At 71.2% G+C, this 17,593-nt stretch carries 13 protein-coding genes; 4 read left to right on the forward strand and 9 right to left on the reverse strand.

The genetic code is table 11. The annotated features are described in order from the left end of the window. Positions 1–7: 7 nt before the first annotated feature. From ASE44_RS00640 to ASE44_RS00670, 7 genes are all read right to left on the reverse strand, one after another. Positions 8–850 carry a sugar phosphate isomerase/epimerase gene (locus ASE44_RS00640; protein ID WP_056014290.1) on the reverse strand — a complete coding sequence of 281 codons (843 nt, stop codon included), beginning with the start codon at positions 848–850 and terminating at the stop codon, positions 8–10. 109 nt (positions 851–959) lie between these two features. After that, positions 960–2,321 (reverse strand): MFS transporter, encoded by a 1,362-nt coding sequence (locus tag ASE44_RS00645; protein WP_056776485.1) that lies wholly within the window; start codon positions 2,319–2,321, stop codon positions 960–962. A 328-nt stretch (positions 2,322–2,649) separates the two neighbouring features. After that, positions 2,650–3,246, reverse strand: coding sequence for a TetR/AcrR family transcriptional regulator (locus tag ASE44_RS00650; protein WP_056777036.1), 597 nt, complete (start codon positions 3,244–3,246; stop codon positions 2,650–2,652). Positions 3,247–3,424: 178 nt separating this feature from the next. After that, a complete protein-coding gene (locus ASE44_RS00655) occupies positions 3,425–4,933 on the reverse strand; it encodes an alpha-N-arabinofuranosidase (RefSeq protein WP_056776487.1) in 1,509 nt (502 codons plus the stop codon). A gap of 123 nt (positions 4,934–5,056) precedes the next feature. Beyond that, entirely contained in the window at positions 5,057–6,073 is a 1,017-nt protein-coding gene (locus tag ASE44_RS00660; protein WP_056776490.1) for a LacI family DNA-binding transcriptional regulator, read from the reverse strand. A gap of 43 nt (positions 6,074–6,116) precedes the next feature. Then, a complete protein-coding gene (locus tag ASE44_RS00665; RefSeq protein ID WP_082455570.1) occupies positions 6,117–7,190 on the reverse strand; it encodes a LacI family DNA-binding transcriptional regulator in 1,074 nt (357 codons plus the stop codon). Between the two features lie 245 nt (positions 7,191–7,435). Further along, the gene (locus tag ASE44_RS00670; RefSeq protein ID WP_235522511.1) at positions 7,436–8,221 is read right to left on the reverse strand and encodes a phosphatase PAP2 family protein; all 786 of its coding nucleotides are present in this window, start codon (positions 8,219–8,221) and stop codon (positions 7,436–7,438) included. A 113-nt stretch (positions 8,222–8,334) separates the two neighbouring features. Here ASE44_RS00670 and ASE44_RS00675 point away from each other — a divergent pair, with 113 nt between their 5' ends. After that, on the forward strand, positions 8,335–8,763 hold the full coding sequence (locus ASE44_RS00675; protein WP_056777041.1) for a YchJ family protein: 429 nt from the start codon (positions 8,335–8,337) through the stop codon (positions 8,761–8,763). Between the two features lie 223 nt (positions 8,764–8,986). On the opposite strand, the gene ASE44_RS00680 is transcribed toward ASE44_RS00675, so the two are convergent. Further along, positions 8,987–10,228 (reverse strand): multidrug effflux MFS transporter, encoded by a 1,242-nt coding sequence (locus ASE44_RS00680; RefSeq protein ID WP_235522512.1) that lies wholly within the window; start codon positions 10,226–10,228, stop codon positions 8,987–8,989. 330 nt (positions 10,229–10,558) lie between these two features. On the opposite strand from ASE44_RS00680, the gene ASE44_RS00685 reads away from it, so the two are divergent. Beyond that, complete coding sequence (locus ASE44_RS00685) at positions 10,559–12,445, forward strand: HSP90 family protein (RefSeq protein WP_056777045.1); 1,887 nt, start codon at positions 10,559–10,561, stop codon at positions 12,443–12,445. Continuing rightward, positions 12,442–15,351 carry a hypothetical protein gene (locus tag ASE44_RS00690; RefSeq protein WP_056776491.1) on the forward strand — a complete coding sequence of 970 codons (2,910 nt, stop codon included), beginning with the start codon at positions 12,442–12,444 and terminating at the stop codon, positions 15,349–15,351. The genes ASE44_RS00685 and ASE44_RS00690 overlap by 4 nt, the downstream gene beginning before the upstream one ends. A gap of 55 nt (positions 15,352–15,406) precedes the next feature. Here the strand turns inward: ASE44_RS00690 and ASE44_RS19070 are convergent, their stop codons facing one another. Beyond that, entirely contained in the window at positions 15,407–16,387 is a 981-nt protein-coding gene (locus ASE44_RS19070; protein WP_056776494.1) for a cyclase family protein, read from the reverse strand. A 95-nt stretch (positions 16,388–16,482) separates the two neighbouring features. Here ASE44_RS19070 and ASE44_RS00700 point away from each other — a divergent pair, with 95 nt between their 5' ends. After that, positions 16,483–17,580, forward strand: a complete 1,098-nt coding sequence (locus tag ASE44_RS00700) for a hypothetical protein (RefSeq protein WP_056776497.1) — start codon at positions 16,483–16,485, stop codon at positions 17,578–17,580. Positions 17,581–17,593 lie beyond the last annotated feature (13 nt).

Genomic DNA, 17,593 nt, shown 5'->3' on the forward strand with positions numbered 1-17,593 from the left:
GCGGCCATCAGCGGGCCACCGCTTCGGTCGAGACGAGCTGCTCGGCGACGAGCGCGTCCACGCTCGCCTGGATGCCGTCGAAGATGTCGCCGGCGCCGTAGTGGTCGAACTCGATGATGGCGAAGCGGGCCGATGGTGCCGCAGCGAGGGATTCGCGCAGCGGCACCTCGCCCTGCCCGAACGGGCGCTGGTCGAGGCTCGTCGGCGCGAACGGTGCGGCCCCCGGCGCGAAGGGGTCCGCGGGGAGCAGACCGTCCTTCACGTGGAGCGCCTGCACCCGGTCGCCGAGCCGGGCGAGCAGCGCCGGGACGTCCTGCCCGGCGGTCGCCGCCCAGAACAGGTCGACCTCGAGCGCGACGTCGTCACGCAACTGCTCGGCGAAGACCTCGAACGCGCTCCGGCCGCCGAAGGACGCGACGAACTCCTGCGAGTGGTTGTGGTACCCGACGCGGAGCCCGTGGTCGGCTGCGCGCTCGGCGGCGTCGTTCAGGCGTGCGGCGGTGTCCGCGACCGCGGCTTCGTCGAGCCAGCGGTCGGGGCTCACGAAGGAGTCGATGACGATCTCGAGGCCGAGCGCGGTGGCGGCGGCGAAGACGTCCTCCTGCGAGGAGACCGGCATCACCTGGTCGCCGAACCGGATCTCGTCGGAGAGGAGGGTGGCGTGGCCGGTGCGGGCGGCGAGCCCGTGGCGGTCGAACGCCTCGCGGAGCTCTGGGGCCCGGGAGACGAAGTCGAAGGCTTCGACGTCGCGGAGGCCCATCCCGGCCAGCCGGGCGAGCGCGGCGTCGAGTCCGTGGTCGAGGTGCTCCTTGATGCTGTAGAGCTGCACGGAGAGCGCTGGTGCGGTCATGGTGTTGCCGTCCGTTCCGACGCCGACGTTGGCGTCTGTGGTGATGGTGGTGGTGTCGCAGGTGTGGTGTCGCGGGAGTGGTGTCGCGGGGCAGGCTGGTGGCGGTCGCTCAGCCGCGGGTCGCGATGGACCCGGTCACTGTGCCGTCGGCGTTGCGGATCATGCGGTGCCGGACCGGGAGGATCGTCAGCGCGCCGAGGACGCAGATGACGCCGGCGCCCCAGAACAGCGCCGTGTAGTTGTTGCCGAGCCCGCCCAGCCCGAGCAGGACCGCACCGACGGCTCCGGCGAGCGACTGCGGCAGGGCGTTCGCGATGTTCAGCACCCCGAGGTCCTTGGCCGCGTCGTCCGGGTTCGGGAGCACGTCCACGACGAGCGCCGTGTCGACCGCCACGTACACGCCGTACGCCGCGCCCATGATCGCCTCGACCACGTAGAACATCGGGACCGTCGTCGTGTGGGCCAGCAGCACGAGCCCCAGCGCGAAGACGACCGTCGAGCCGATCACGAAGACCTTGCGGTTGAGCATGCGGTCGGAGAGCCAGCCGCCGACCTTCGCGAGCACGACGAGCGCGATCGTGTAGATGAGGACGCCCAGGGTCAGGGTGTTGACCGCCTCCTGCTCGGTCAGCCCGACCTCCTCCTGCAGGAAGAACAGCCGGAACGCGACGAAGAGGAAGGACGCGAGCGTGAGCAGGAACCGCGAGAGCCAGACCCAACCGAAGTCGGGGTGCTTGAGCGGGTTCACCCAGAAGGTGAAGAGCAGTCCCTTCCACCCGCCGACATCCGGACGCTTGGTGATCGGGCGGTCGGGCAGGACGAAGCAGTACAGCCAGACGGTGATGAGCGCGAAGACGGCGGGCGCCACGAAGAGGAGCACCATGTTCGTGACGAACCAGCTGGCGACGAACGCTGCGGCGAGGATGCCGAGGTTCTGCATGACGCCGACGTTCGCCGAGACGCTGCCGCGCTGCTCAGGCGGCACCTGGTCGGCGATCGTGGTGAGCAGCGGGCCGAGGATGGCGTTGCCGGTGAGCTGCGCGAGGCACCAGCCGACGATGAGCACCGGCACGCTGGGCGCGAGCGCGACGATGGTGAGCGAGACGACGAAGCCGATCGCACCGAGGAACATCCACGGACGACGACGGCCGAAGCGCGAGAGCGTCAGGTCGGAGAGGCGACCGATGACCGGGTTCGCGACGAGGGCGAACAGGGCGGCGATCGAGAGGACGTTGCCGTTGACGACGGCGGCCTGATCGCCCGGGACGAGCTGCTGCGTCTTCAGCGCGAGGCTGACCGTGACCGGCGCGAGCAAGGCGACGAACAGGCCGAACTGGGCGAGGGCCATCGTGCTGACGACCCGCTTCGACGCCCGCTCCGTGGGGCCGCTCGGGCCGGTGACCAGGCTGATGTAGGGGCCGCTCGAGGCTCGCTGGCCGGTGGGTTTGGGGCCGCGGGGGGTGTTGGACATCCGGATTCCTCTCAACGCTGAGCTGCGGACCGGCTCTGGTCCACGGATGGTGCGGTGCTGACGCGATCGCGGTAAACCGATCACTGCACGGCTTTGAGTATATCCACGAAACCCGAGTGGTCAATAGGTTTTCACGGATCCACCCGACGCCTGTGGTGGAGTGCCAGCGCGGTGCGCTGACGCGAGCGCGGGTCATGGAGGTGAGCGCGCCCCTCCGGAGACCCGCGCTCGCGCAGGTGGGGCGCGCTCGCGTCAGCGCACCGCGCCGGCACCACCCGAACACTCACGCGCCGGAGCACCGCGCTCGCACCGGAGCACCGCGCTCGCGTCAGCGCACCGCGCCGGCGTCGTCCCGGACGAGGAGGTGCCAGGCGCGCTCGAGGTCGCCACCCATGTCGATCGACGGATCGAGACTCCACTGCACCTGCAGTCCGTCCGCGATGGCGATCATGATCCGCGCCACGTGCTCGGCATCGAGCTCCTCTCGCACGACGCCCTCCGCCTGTCGCTCACGCACGACCTCGACGAGACTCCGCCGCACCCCCGCGACGTGCTCGACGAAGAACTCCCTGGCCGGGTGGGCCGGATCACCCGCCGCGGCGGCCATCGTGAGGTAGAGCTCCACGAGTCCCGGGACGTCGCTGTTGTGCCGCATGACGGCGACGAGCCCCTCGATCGCGTCCTGCGACCCGGTCGCCGCGAACTCCTCGGAGTCGACGGCGTCGCGGACCCGCAGGATCGCGGCGAACAGGTGCTCCTTCGATGCGAAGTAGTGCATGAGCCCGGGCAGGCTGACCCCGACCTCGCGGGCGACCTCGCGCAACGACGTGCCCCGATACCCCTCGCGCGCGAAGACCGCGAGGGCCACGCGCAGGATCTCCTCACGCCGCGCGACGCCCTTCGCGTAGGATCCCCGAGCCGTCATGTGCTGATTGTAGGGCTGCGCGACGAGGGCGACGAGGGGGTTCCCCACTCGTCGCCCTCGGGTGCCCTCGACCAGGTCCACAACTCAGGACCGGCCCGGCGCGTCGGTGCATGAGCCGGCCCCCGGCAGGCGCCACGCCGCAGCCGTCCTGAATTGTGCACCACAACCCCCGAACACGTCAGGCGCCGAGCGCGACCGCCGTCCACGACACCGGCGGCAGCGTGATCGTCAGGGTGCCGTCGGCGAGGACGGCGCTCTCGTTGGCGACGAGGCCGACGCGCTCGCGGTCGTCGATCGTGTTCTTCGCGTACACGTCGTCGTCATGGATGCCGTTCGCCTCGACGACCGAACCGATGCCGAGGGCCGAGACGTCGACCGTCACCGTGATCGCCTCGTCCTGGCTGCGGTTCACGAGGAAGACGGCAGCGGTCCCCGCCTCAGCGTCGTAGGTCGCGACCGAGTCGACGAGCGGTGCGTCGCCGTGCACCTTCGTGGCGTAGCTGGCGACCTCGATGCGCGGTGCGATCACCACACCGGCGGCGAGGCGGCTCGTGACCGAGAACGGGAAGAAGGTGGTCTGCCGCCACGCCTCCCCGCCCGGCTCCGTCATGATCGGGGCGATGACGTTCACGAGCTGCGCGAGGCTCGCCGAACCCACCCGGTCGCTGTGCTTCAGCAGCGTGATGAGCAGGTTGCCGAACACGACCGCGTCGGCGACGGAGTACACGTCCTCGATGAGCCGGGGCGCGTAGGCCCACTCCTCGATCGTGCCCTCGATGCCGTTCCACTCGTCGAGGTACCAGACGTTCCACTCGTCGAAGGAGAGCTGGATCTGCTTGTCGGAGTGGCGCTTGTGCTGCACGTGGTCGGCGGCCGCGACGACGGTGCGGATGAAGTACTCCATGTTGAGCGAGGAGGCGAGGAACGAGCCGAGGTCGCCGTCGCGCTCCTGGTAGTAGGCGTGGCAGGAGACGTAGTCCACCGAGTCGAAGCTGTGCTCGAGGACGGTGCGCTCCCAGTCACCGAAGGTCGGCATGGAGGAGCTGGACGAGCCGCAGACGACGAGCTCGAGCTTCGGGTCCACCATCTTCATCGCCGACGCCGTGCGGGCGGCGAGCTTGCCGTAGTCGTCGGCGGACATCGCGCCGACCTGCCACGGGCCGTCCATCTCGTTGCCGAGGCACCACATGCGGATGCCGTAGGGCTCCGGGGCGCCGTTGGCGATGCGTTGATCCGACAGGGCCGTGCCGCTCGGGTGGTTCGTGTACTCGAGGAGGTCGAGCGCCTCGAGGACCCCGCGGGTACCGAGGTTGACGGCCATCATCATCTCGCTGCCGGTGAGCTTGCACCAGCTGGCGAACTCGTCGACGCCCACCTGGTTGGTCTCGAGCGAGTGCCAGGCCAGGTCACGACGCACAGGCCGGTCCTCGCGGGGGCCGACGCCGTCCTCCCAGCGGTAGCCGGAGACGAAGTTTCCGCCCGGGTAGCGGATGGTGCTCGTGCCGAGTTCCTTGACGAGCTCCACGACGTCGCCGCGGAAGCCGTCGGCGTCAGCCGTGGGGTGGCCGGGCTCGTAGATGCCGTCGTAGACGCACCGACCGAGGTGCTCGACGAACGAGCCGAAGATCCGGCGGTTGACGGGGGCGACCGTGGCGTTCGGGTCGATCGCGAGGCGTGCGGTGACCATGGGCGGTCCTTTCGATGGACGTCGTCGTCGTTTTCCAACGTTGAAGGTAAACGTTGTAATTGCAGTCTGCCCGCGGGTCCCCGGGCTGTCAAGCGCGACGATGCACGCCGGAGCGGGAGGTCGTCAGCGGGTGGTCGACTCGCGTTGGACGAGCTGGAAGTCGGCGTACACCCGGCGAGCGGGCCGAGCGTCGTCGTCGGTCGATTCGATGCGCTCCACCAGGAGGTCGACGGCGGTGGACGCGATCTGCTCGCGGCCGGGCGCGACCGTGGACAGCGACGGCAGGGAGTACCGGCCCTCGTCGATGTCGTCGAAGCCGATGACGGCGACCTCCTCCGGCATGCGGATCCCGCGCTCGGCGAGGACCCGGATCGCTCCGAGGGCGAGAGCGTCGTTGAACGCCACGATCCCGTCGAACCGCAGGCCCTCGTCGAGCATCTCCCGCATCGCGACCGCACCGTCGAAGCGGTGCCAGACCGCGACGTCGCGCACGAGCTCGGGGGCGACGGGCAGACCGGCGGCCTCGAGTGCGGCGCGATAGCCGGCGAAGCGGAGACTGGCCGAGCTGACCAGGTCGCCGCGGTGGGCGCCGAACGCGACGACCCGCCGACACCCGATCGACAGGAGGTGCTCCGTCGCGGCCCGGGCCCCCTCGGTGTTGCGCATGGTGACGTGGTCGTTCGGCGCGTTGAAGATCCGCTCCCCCAGCAGCACCATCGGGATGGAGACGTCCTCGATGACCGCCAGGTCGTCGTCGCTCAGCTGCAACGCGCTGTAGAGGACACCGTCGACGGCCCGCAGCCGGGCCCCGCGCAGCAGGTCCGCCTCGCGCGCCAGGTCTCCACCGCTCTGCTCGATGAGCAGGGACAGGCCGCGACGGGCGGCCGCGCGCATGACGGCGTCGGCGAGCTCGGCGAAGTACGCGTTGCGGAGGTCGGGGACGATGAGGCTGATCACGCCGGAGCGACCGGAGCGGAGACCACGGGCGGAGAGGTTCGGCCGGTAGCCGAGTTCCGCGATCGCGGCGAGCACCCGCTCCTTCGTCGCCGCCTTGATGTGCGGGTAGTCGTTGACGACGTTCGAGACGGTCTTGGCGGACACACCGGCGAGCTTCGCCACGTCGTGCAGGGTGGTCGCCATGATCCTCCTCGGCGGCGGCCGCATCGGCCGCTCGGTACGCACTCTACAACGTTGAAGGGATCGCGCTCCGGCCGCCGGCCGCGTCCGTCGCGGACGTCGTCGCCCCGCCCCTCGGCGCCGTCGACTCCCGCGGCACCACACGGAAGCCACTGACGACCGCGCGCGGTGCCTGCGGCTCGCCCGTCTCACCGATCCGCTCGATGAGCAGCTCGACCGCGCGCTCGGCGATCTCCTCGCGGCCGATGTCGACCGTGGACAGGGCCGGCAGGGCGTAGCGCGTCTCGTCGAGGTCGTCGAACCCGATGATCGCGACGTCCTCGGGGATCCGCCGCCCGGCGTCCTGCAGCACCCGCATCGCGCCGAGCGCCATCGCGTCGTTGAACGCCACGACCCCGTCGAACGGGATCCCCGAGGCGATGACCTCACGCATCGCGTTCGCGCCGTCGCTCCGGTGCCAGCTGACGACCGTGCTCACGTAGTCCGGGTCGGCCTCGATGCCCGCCGCGGCGAGCGCCTCCCGGTAGCCCTGCAGTCGCAGCTCCGCGGGCCCGAGGGTGTCGTGGGGGTCGGTGCCGAGGGCGACGATCCGGCGCCGCCCCAGGGCGAGCAGGTGTTCGGTCGCCGCGCGGGCGCCGTCGACGTTCGCCATGGTCACGTGGTCGCGCTCGCCGTCGAAGACCTGCTCGCCGAGCACCACCATCGGCCCGTCGGGGAGGAGGGCGCTGTCCTCGCGGTCGAGGCTGAGCGGGCTGTAGAGGATGCCGTCGACGAGCTGCATGCGGGGGCCGCGGAGGATCTCGAGTTCGACGTCGCGACCACCGGCGACCTGCTCGATGAGGACCGAGAGCCCGCGCGCCCGCGCCTGGCGCATGACCGCATCCGCGAGTTCGGCGAAGTAGGCGTTGCGGAGGTCGGGGATGATGAGGCTGATGACGCCCGAGCGACCGGAACGCAGGCTGCGGGCGGAGAGGTTCGGCCGGTAGCCGAGTTCGGCGATCGCCTGCTCCACCTTGGAGCGGGTCGCGTCGCTGACGTAGGGGTAGTCGTTGACGACGTTCGAGACGGTCTTGATGGAGACACCGGCGCGCGCGGCGACGTCATGCATCGTGATCGACACGCGTCTCCTCCCGGCCCGGCTCAGCTGTCAGCAGACTACCCGTCCGGCGTCACCCCCGGCGTGACCCGCCTGGGGATGGTGGCCGTCGCCAGCGCGGTGCGCTGGACCGAGCGCGGGCCTGTGGCGTGAGCGCGACCCTCCGGAGGGGTGCGCTCACGCCGGAGCCACGCGCTCGCGCCGGTGCGGTCGGTTTCGGGCCGGCGCACCGCGCTGACCCGACCGCGAGCTGGCCGAGTCGGGGTCCGTCAGGCGTCGGCCAGCGGGACGCGTTTCTTCGGTTCCGCCGACATCCGTTGGAGCAGCGGGACTGCGACGATGAGCGCGACGCCGGCACCGAGGAGGAGCCCGCCGACGGTGTCGCTCACCCAGTGGGCGCCGAGGTAGGTCCGCGACAGCATCATGAGCAGCGTGTAGGCGACCCCGATCAGCCAGACCCAGACGCGCGGGAAGATGATCCCGAACGCGACCGCGATGGTCGCGGCGTTGGCACTGTGGCCGGAGGGGAACGACCCGAAGTCGGCGTGCACGAGGATGTCCTCGGGCCTCGACCGCCCGACGATGTTCTTGATGACCTGCACGGCACCGGCGCTCAGCGCGGAGACGAGTCCGAAGTACAACGCGGCCCAGGGGCGACGCAGCAGCAGAAGCACGGCGATCCCGAGCAGCGGCACGACGAAGATCGCGACGACGCCGCCGCCCAACCAGTTCATGACGAGCGCTGCTTGGACGAGCCACGGGGAACGCTCCTCGAGCACCTCCTGCATCCACTCCTCGTCGAACCCGAACGGGGCGTTCGGCCCGCGCTGGAAGAGGAGGACGCCGAGCAGGAGGACGAGCACCACGGCGATGGCACCGCTGATGAGCGGCCACCGGCGGGACACCTTCGCGGCGAGCTTCGGGTCGGGTCGGATCGACGACGGATCGGGGTCCATCGCGAGTGCACCCTGCTCGTCGAGCGTCGGCGGGACGCTCTCGTGGAGCTCCGGAGCCGGTCCGGCTGCGGGGTCGTCGTGGTCGTCAGGTGCCGTCATCGTCCCATCATGCCGTGTCGGGAATGGATCGCGCGGAGGCTTGCGCCCAGCGGATGGAGCCGCACGGACCCCGTGGTCCCGACGCGGACGCCGGCGCGGGCGATACTGGGACGATGACCGCCGACGACCCGACCGCACACCTCGCCGACGACGCCCGATGCCCGTGCCTCTCCGGCGAGACCTACGGCGCCTGCTGCGGACGGCTGCACCGCGGCGAGGCTGCGGCCGCCACGGCGGAGGCGCTCATGCGGTCACGCTTCTCGGCGTTCGCGGTCGGCGACGCCGGCTACCTCCTCCGCACGTGGCACCCGAGCACGAGACCGGCTGCGCTCGACCTCGACGACACGCTCCGCTGGTACCGACTCGACATCCTCGCCACGGCACGCGGCGGTCTGCTCGACACCGAGGGCATGGTCGAGTTCGTCGCGCACCACAAGATCCCGGGCGTCCGCGGCTCCGCCGGGAGCCAGCACGAGCGGAGCCGGTTCTCGAAAGACACCGGTGCCTGGACCTACGTGGACGGCATCGACCCCGGAGTATGAGCGGGGGTCGTCGCCCGAGCCCACGGTCCAGCCAGGGACTCCAGCGCGGTGCGGCGACGCGACCACACCGAAACCGGCGCCAGCGCGGTGCGGTGGCGCGAGCACACCCGGATCGGCGCCGGCGCGGGTCAGCGCGGTGAGCGCGCCCCTCCGGAGCACCGCGCTCGAGCCGTAGCCCCGCGCTCGCGTCAGCGCACCGCGCTGGCGCAGCACAAGAGATGCGTCAGCCGGCGAGCGCCGGGACCTTCTTCGGCTGCACGATGAACCAGAGGGCGCAGACCGACACGACCGAGGTGGCGGCCATGACGGTACCCATCGGGATCGCCGTGCCGATGCCGAACACCCCGACGATGGGCGAGATGATCCCGGCGAGACCGAAGTTGAGCGCGCCGAGGAGCGACGCCGCCGTTCCGGCCTCGTGTCCGTGGTTCGCCAGGGCGAGGACCTGGACCGCCGGGAAGCCGAACCCGCAGGAGAGGATGAAGAAGAACAGGGGCACGAGCACCCCGAACAACCCGACGTCGGCCATGGTGAGTGCGACGATCGTGAGCGCGGAGATGAGCTGGACGATCGTGGTGCAGGCGAGGATCCACTGCGGCCCGTACCAGCGCATGAGGCGCGAGGAGATCTGCACGCCGGCGACGATCCCGAGCGAGTTCACGGCGAACAGGAGTCCGTACTCCTGCGCGTCGAAGTCGTAGACCTCCTGGAACAGGAACGAGGAGCTCGACAGGTAGGCGAAGAGCCCGGAGAAGCTCATGCCACCGATGAGGGCGACTCCGACGAAGACGCGGTCGCTGAACACCGAACGGTAGCGGTCGCGGACGGTGCTGTGACCGGCGTCGCGACGCCGTGCGGGCGGCAGGGTCTCGACGATCCACAGCGACACCGCGACCACGACGAACAGGCCGTACGCGGCGAGGAAGACGAACAGCCCCCGCCAGTCGAGGACGAGCAACAGCTGCGACCCGATGACCGGGGCGGCGATCGGCGCGAGGCCGTTGACGAGCGCGAGGCGCGACAGCATCCGGACGAGGGGCTTCCCGCCGAAGAGGTCGCGGACCATCGCCATCGCGACGACACCGCCGGCTGCGGCACCGGCACCCTGCAGGACCCGGAACACCATGAGCCAGCCGATGTCGGGTGCGAAGGCCGCACCGACCGAGGCTGCGATGTGGATGCTCGTCGCCAGGATGAGCGGCAGGCGACGACCGACCTTGTCGCTCCACGGCCCCATGAAGAGCTGCCCGACCGCGAACCCGATGGTCGTGCCCGTGAGGGTCAACTGGATGAGGCTGACCGGGACGTCGAGATCCTGTTCGAGGATGGGGAACGCGGGCAGGTAGAGGTCGATCGTGAACGGGCCGAGCGCGGTGAGGGCGCCGAGCACGAGGATGTAGACGAGGCGCTGCCGGCCTGAGAGCGAGTCGCCCGGGTGGACGACGGTGATTCCTGCGGTGTGCACGGGTGTACGGATTCCTAGCGAGGTGTGGGTGGAGCGGGAGGCGGTGCGGAACCGATGTCGAATCGATTCGAGAACGAGGATCAAGGCTAGCAGCCGGTGGCACCGTTCCGCGACGACATCCGCCGCCTGATCCGTCGCGACCTCGCTCCACAGCCGTTGTGCGGCGGGCTGACCGCGCGGTTCCCGCAGGAGGGACCCAGCGTCCGTTTCGCGACGCCCGCTAGGCTGTTCCGGCTGCAGGTGACCGCGGTCGAGACGTCCGCCAAGCCGCCTGACCGGAACCGGTGGCCCGCCGGTCTCCGACGCAGCAGCCGCCGACGGAAGAGAGCCATGCCAGACGACGCCCGAGCCCCGCTGCCGTTCCAGGTCGACCTCCGCGGAGTCGTCGACCTGCTGAGCCGGCACATCTACTCCGGCCCGCGCGTCTACCTGCGCGAACTCCTGCAGAACGGTCGCGACGCGGTCGCCGCCCGTCGCGCCGAAGACCCGACGGCACCCTCCGGCGCGCTGCTCATCACCCCGCATGTGGCTGGCTCACCCGGCGGCGCCGGCTCGCCCTTCCGCTTCCAGGACAACGGGATCGGGCTCACGCGCGACGAGGCGGCCGAGCTGCTGGCCACGGTCGGGCGCAGCTCGAAACGCGGCGACCTCGACGAGCTCCAGCGCGGCGACTACCTGGGCCGGTTCGGCATCGGACTCCTCAGCTGCTTCATGGTCGCCGACACCATCACCGTCCACAGCCGCTCGGCCCGCGGCGGACCGGCCATCGAGTGGATCGGCCACACCGACGGCACCTTCACCATCCGGGAACTCGACGAGCGGACGACCGCCGCACGCCCGATCGGCTCGGAGGTGCTGCTGGAGCCGCGCCTCGACGGCCCGCTCCACGACGGCGGCCTGCTCGGACACGGGGCGGTCCTCGGCCTGGCGACGAGTTTCGGGCGATACCTCGACCTCGACGTCGACGTGGTCGACCCGACGACGTCGACCACCACGCGCGTGAACGTCGAGCCGGTGTTCCGCACCCCGACGACCACCCCGCGGGAGGAGCTGCTCGCGTTCGGCGAGGAGCTCCTCGGCACGCGCCCCTTCGACGCCGTCGAGATCGTGGTGCCCGGCACCGACACCCGGGGCACCGCCTTCGTCCTGCCTTCGCCACCGCCGCCGGGTGCACGGCAGGCGAGCCGGGTCTACCTGGGCGGCATGCTCCTGAGCGAGCAGGTCGACGACCTCCTGCCGGACTGGGCGTTCTTCGTCCGCTGCATCGTCGACACCACCGGCCTTCGCCCGACGGCCTCGCGCGAACAACTCGTCCAGGACGACGCTCTGGAGTTCACGCGGGAGGCGATCGGCGCCGCGCTCCGACGCTGGATCCTCGACCTCGCCCGCCAGCGCCCGCACCGCTTGCAGGAGTTCATCGGCGTCCATCAGCTCGGCATCAAGGCCATCGCCGCGCACGACGACGACCTCGCGACCGCGGTGGTCCGGTGGTTGCCGATCGAGACCTCCGCCGGCACCATGACGATCGACGAGCACCTCTCGCAGACCGGGGTCATCCGGTACACCGCGACGCGGGACGAGTTCCGGCAGATCGCCGCGGTCGTCGACCCGGCCTCCCCGATCGTCAACGGCGGGTACGTCTACGACCAGGAGATCCTCGAGCGCCTGCCGTCGTTGATCGACGGCGTCCGGGTCGAACGGGTGACGGTCGCCGACGAGCTCGACAACCTCGAGCCACCCCACCTCGACGACCTCGCCACGACGACCGCCTTGGAAGACCGCGCCAGCCGCGTGCTCGACGAGGTCGAGTGCCGGGTGTCCGTCAGGCGCTACCGCCCCGACGATCTCGCGGCCCTGTACGTCGCCGACCCCTCGGTGCTCCGCCGCCTCGAACGCCACCGTGCGGCCGCCGTCGCCCCCGGCATCTGGTCCCAGGTCGTCGGCGCGGTCGACTCCTTCCTCGCCGAGGCGAAACCGGACGACGGCGATGCGACGGCCGCGGCACGCCTGTGCCTGAACTGGAACGCGGCGCTCGTGCGCCGGCTGGCCACGCTCGGCGACGACCTCGTGTTCGAGCGCAGCATCCAACTCCTCTACGTGCAGGCGCTCCTCGCCGGCCACCGCCCGCTCGAGGCCCGCGACCGCCGCATGCTCGACGCAGCCATGACCGACCTGATCGGCCTCAGTGTCGGTCTCGACGACAAGGAACTCCGATGAACGACTCCGCAACCACCCCCGTCTCCACCGACCTCGACCCCGACGCGAGTGTCGACGACCTCCTCGCGGAGGCCGACACCCTGCCGTGCGGCCCCGCCGAGCGCGCGCTCCTCGACGAGGCGCTGCGACGCGCCGACGCGGCCGGCGACGAGGAGGCCGCGTACGCGACCCGGATGCGGCTGACCCAGTCCGCCCACATGACGGGCGACACCGACACCATGTTCAGCTCCTTCGGGTGGTGCGTCGGCAAGCACGACGCCGACCCGCAGCGCTTCCCGATCACGGTCGACGGCTGCGACCTCCTCTTCCAGTACAAGTGGATGGCCGGACGGTTGTCGACGAACCCGACCTTCTCGCTCGCGCAGATCGAGGCCATGCACCAGGACATGCAGGCCAGGTACGCGGCGGCCGGTGCCACGATGAGCGGCGTCGTGCAGTCGCAGTTCCACATCGCGACGGTCACCGGACGGCTCGACGAGGCGGCGACGCTCCTCGAACGCCGGTCGAGCATCGAGGACGACCGGTACAGCCACTGCGAGGCCTGCGTCCGCAACGAGGACGCCTGGTTCCATCAGCTCCGCGGGCACGACGACGAGGCGATCCGGATCTACGACGAGATGTTCGAGAACCGCATGAGCTGCGGCGAGGAGCCGGAGACGAGCGAGGCCCAGGCGCTGCTCCCCTACCTGCGCGCCGGCCGACTCGACGACGCCAAGGCGGCCCACCAGCGCAGCTACCGGGTGGCGCGTTCGAACGCGGACGGCTTCGGCATCATCGCCGACCACCTGATCTTCTGCGCGGTCACCGGTAACGAGGCACGTGGCCTCGCGATGCTCGAGCGTCACCTCCCGACCCTCGTCAACGACCCCATCAACCTGTCCGGGCACACCGACGGCCTCACCGCGGTCGGCGTGCTCCTCGACGCGGTCACGCGGGCCGGCCACGGTGGGCTGCCGGTGCGTGGCGCCGACGCCCCCGAGCTCGCGCGATACCTCGGGATGGCGCCGGCCGACGCCACCGACGGTGCCCCGCGCGACGACGCGGACTGGACCGTGGCCGCGATCGCCGAGCGGGCGTGGGCCTCGGCCGAACGGCTCGCCCGGGCGTTCGACGAACGGAACGGCAACGACTTCCGCACCGCGCGGCTCGAGGCGGCTCGCGCGCTCGCGACGGAGCACTGGGACCTCCCGCTCTCCGTCGAGGGCTTCGCCGCACCCGTCGTCGAACCGGAGCCGGCGGCCTCCGCCGCCGAGTGGCGCGAACGCACCTCGGCCCTCCTCCAGAGCGCCGACACCACGGGGGCGATCGTCGCGGCCGAACAGGGTCTCGCCCTGTTCGCCGACGAGTCGGACCCGGACGAGAACCTCCGCGCCGGGCTCTTCGGCGTGATCACGCAAGCGGCCGTCATCGAGGGCGACGAGGGACGCGCGGGTGCTGCGTGGACCGACCGCGGCATCGCTCTCCGTGCCGCCGGCCGAAACGCCGTCGCCGAGCTCGAGGGCCGGTTCGGTCCAGCGCTCCTCGGCACGGCCACGGAGGACCGACTCACGGCGCTGCTCGCGGAACTCGACGAGGCCCGCCTCGTCCCCGTCGATCCCGACCGGCTCATCCACACCCTGGTCATCACCGCCCGGCATGCCTTCGAGCTCGCCGGGCAGCAGACCGAGCAGGAGGCGGCGGAGCGCTTCATGGGGATCGCCGACCGACTCGCCGGCGAGGCCGTCCTCGCCGCGGCCGTCGACGATCCCGGCGAGGCCGGCCCCCCGGCGCGGCTGCTGCACGCCCACCTCTTCGCGGTGACCGGACGGATCCAGGAGGCCGAAGAGCTCCTCGACCCACTCCTCGAGCCCGGGCAGCGGGCGTCTGTCCGGCTCCCGGCGCTGACTCTCCGCACCCGCATGCTCGGCGGAGCCGGGGCGTTCGCCGAGGGGGTCGCCCTCGCCGACGAGCTCGTCGGCCTCCAGACCACGCTCGGCAACCGGCTCGGCATCATCCAGGCCTGCACCCTCTCGGCCGCGCTCCTGAGCGACGCCGACCGCGACCGCGAGGCGGCGGCCCGGATGCAGCTCGCGATCACGCATGCTCGGCGAGCCGAGGTCGAGGACGTCGATTCGCTCACCCTGCAGCTGGCCCGGTACCTGCAGTTCGCCGGCGACGCCGCCACGGCCCTCGAGCACTATGACGAGGTCTACCAGGCGCGGCGCGAGCAGGCGGCCCCCGGTGAACTCGCGGACCTCCTCGCGAACATGGGCGAGGCGGCGCGCATGATCGGCGAACACGGCATGGCGTACGGGGTGTGGCGTGCTGCACTCGACGACGCCGCCGCGGTCGGGAACGACCAGGTCGTCATCCGCACGGGCTTCGGTCTGAGCACCCTGCTCCTCCAGTTCGAGGACGACGATGCGGTCGAGGTCGTCGACCAGGCCCTCGCGGCAGCGCGTCGTCTGGAGGATCCGCAGCTGCTCGTCCAGGCACTCCAGCGGGCGGCGAGCGCACGGGCGGCGTTCGGCGACGACACCGGGCTCCCCTTGTTCGAGGAGGCCCGCGGGCTCGCGACCGCGCACGAGGCGGCGTGGCTCGTGGCGGACATCACCGACTCTGAGGCCAGGGCCCTCGGCGCGCTCGGACGGGCCGACGACGCGACGGCGACCGCCCGTCGCGCGGCGGCGGGGTTCGTGGCGGCCGGTGACGAGAACGGTGCCGCGGTCGCCGAGGTGTTCGGGGCGCGATCACGTGCGGCGGTCGACGACCACCTCGGCGCGGTCGAGCTGTTCCGTTCCGCGCGCGGGCGGCTGCCTGCGGGTTCACCGGACTGGACGACGGTCACGGCCGAACTCGCCGACGCGCACGAGCGGTTGGAGCAGCACACGGACGCCGCGCTCCTGCGCGCCGAGATCGAGGAGTGACGGACGCCGTCGGACGGGTGCCCGGAGCGCCCGTCCGACGGCGACGGTCCCCGGCCTAGGGCAAGCGGGCGAAGGCGCGCACCGGGAACGTCGCGAAGCCCTCGACGAGTGGTGGGGTGGCGGTGAACGTCGCGCCGCTCGCGGGCAGCTGCTCGAGACCGGTCAGGTGCTCGACCACCTGGATCCCGGCGTCGAGCAGGAGGGAGTGTGCCGGGCGCGCTCCGCCGGAACCCGGCTCGGTGTCGTCGATGTTGATGGAGTCGATGCCGACGAGGACCACGCCCTGCTCGACGAGGTGTCGGACACCGTCCTCCGCGAGGTAGGGCGCGTTCAAGCGGTACGCGTCGGTCTCGAAGTGCCGGTCCCAGCCGGTGTGCAGGAGCACGGCGGTCCCGCGCAGCTCGCGGTCGAGGAAGACGTTCGCGTCGATGCCGCGCTCGGACGAGTCCTCGAGGTGGAAGACCTCGGCCGGGAGGTCGACGAGTCGGTCGAGCGTCAGGCTCGCGAGGTCGCCTCCGCCGGCGTAGCGGTGGAACGGGCTGTCGAGGTAGGTACCGGTGTTGCCGATCATCTCGATGACGTCCATCGCGAACTCGGTCCCCTCCGCGTAGTTCGCGCGTGAGTCCTCGCGGGTGAGGAAGGGGCGGATCACCGGCTCCGGCAGGCCCGGGTAGGTGCGGAGTCCGGCGCGGATCGGGTGGCTCAGCTCCACGAGCCGTCCCTCCGGGCGCGGCCGCCGCTGCGTCTCAGCCGTCGTCTCAGCGGGGAGCTCGAGCCCCGCGGCCGCCGCTGCAGCGAGGATGCCGCGCGAGCCCTTGTGCTGTTCGCGCACGATCTCGAGCTTCGTGATGCGGATCTCACCGACCATCGCCAGCCCGAGGTGGGTGACGAGGAGCCGACCGACCTCCTGCTGCTGCGCTTTCCCCTTCGCCTGGGCGACGGCCGGTGGCAGGTCGAGGCGGAAGTCCTCGACGGCGAGGCCACCGCCGTTCAGGAAGCTGACGGAGGCATCGAGGACGGCGCGTTGTTCGGTCATGCCTTCATTCTGGCGCGTGGCCAGAGCCGCGCCGAGGGATTCCCGGCCATGCCTCGCCGATTTCCGGCCACGAGCGCGGAAGTAGGCTGAAGGACGTGCAGGCGCTCCCCGAACCACTCGACACGAGTGCGCTCACCCGACCGTTTCCCGGCCACGAGGTCCGAGCGCAGTGGCCGACCTTCGTGGCGGAGGACCGCGACGCACGCGATCGCATCGGGCGACTCCGACGGCTCACCACCACCCTCGGCGCGTTGGGCGGGCTGTTCGGCATCTTCTTCTTCGGGCTCGTCGGCCTGCTCGCCTACGCGCAGGTCGGCAGGAACGCCGGTGGGATCGCCTTCGGCATGGGCACCCTCGTGGTGGTCATGATCCTCCTCGCCGTGATCCTCGTCCGGATGACCATCCGGGTCTGGTCGCGCAGGACCCTGAAGCGCACGCACCTCCGTCTCGCCGCCTTCGCCCAGGCGAACGGGTTCGACTACCGGGTCGGTCCCATCGCCCTGCAGCGCGACATGCCCTGGCGGAGCCGCGGGTCCGCGAACCTGCACCGGGTGTTCCGGAGCCGGGAGCCGCGCGGCATCGAGATCGCGAACTACGAGGTCATCGGCAACCGCAAGAACCTCGCGGCCCCCTTCGGCGGCTACTGCGCGCTCCGGATGCCCGTCGCGCTCCCCCACATCCTGCTGCGCGCCCAGGACGGCCGCCGCCGAGGCATGACCGGTGCCGGCGCCCCGGCCGACGCGCAGCGCCTCAGCCTCGAGGGCGGGTTCGACCGCCACTTCCAGCTGTACTGCCCGATCGGCTACGAGGCCGACGCGCTCTACCTGTTCACGCCCGACGTGATGGCACGCCTGCTCGACCACGTGCGGGGCTTCGACGTGGAGATCGTCGACGACTGGCTCCTGCTCGTGACCACCAAGGACCTCGTCACGACCAGACCGGAGGACTGGCAGGACATCGCCGACGCCGTCGATGCGCTCGACGACCGCGTCGAACGCTGGGCCCGGTGGCGCGAGACCCGAGGTGACCGACGGAGCGCCGCGGCGGACGAATCGCCCTCGACGGCGACGGCGGCCGGCCGGGTCAGCACCCGTGGTCGGCGCCTCTCCGTCCGGATGAGCCTCGACGACATCCTCATGTGGAGCGCGCTCGCACTCTTCGTCGTCGGCTTGGTCTTCGGGCTCCTGCGTTAGCCGGCCCGAGCGG

This window comes from Plantibacter sp. Leaf1, from assembly GCF_001421315.1.
Taxonomy (GTDB): domain Bacteria; phylum Actinomycetota; class Actinomycetes; order Actinomycetales; family Microbacteriaceae; genus Plantibacter.

Bases quoted from the DNA above. Each gene is read 5' to 3' on its own strand.
- ASE44_RS00655 (WP_056776487.1), bottom strand. From the start codon at position 4,933: ATGGTCACCGCACGCCTCGCGATCGACCCGAACGCCACGGTCGCCCCC.
- ASE44_RS00685 (WP_056777045.1), top strand. From the start codon at position 10,559: ATGCCAGACGACGCCCGAGCCCCGCTGCCGTTCCAGGTCGACCTCCGC.
- ASE44_RS00670 (WP_235522511.1), bottom strand. From the start codon at position 8,221: ATGACGGCACCTGACGACCACGACGACCCCGCAGCCGGACCGGCTCCG.
- ASE44_RS00660 (WP_056776490.1), bottom strand. From the start codon at position 6,073: ATGGCGACCACCCTGCACGACGTGGCGAAGCTCGCCGGTGTGTCCGCC.
- ASE44_RS00645 (WP_056776485.1), bottom strand. From the start codon at position 2,321: ATGTCCAACACCCCCCGCGGCCCCAAACCCACCGGCCAGCGAGCCTCG.
- ASE44_RS00690 (WP_056776491.1), top strand. From the start codon at position 12,442: ATGAACGACTCCGCAACCACCCCCGTCTCCACCGACCTCGACCCCGAC.
- ASE44_RS00650 (WP_056777036.1), bottom strand. From the start codon at position 3,246: ATGACGGCTCGGGGATCCTACGCGAAGGGCGTCGCGCGGCGTGAGGAG.
- ASE44_RS19070 (WP_056776494.1), bottom strand. From the start codon at position 16,387: ATGACCGAACAACGCGCCGTCCTCGATGCCTCCGTCAGCTTCCTGAAC.
- ASE44_RS00640 (WP_056014290.1), bottom strand. From the start codon at position 850: ATGACCGCACCAGCGCTCTCCGTGCAGCTCTACAGCATCAAGGAGCAC.
- ASE44_RS00675 (WP_056777041.1), top strand. From the start codon at position 8,335: ATGACCGCCGACGACCCGACCGCACACCTCGCCGACGACGCCCGATGC.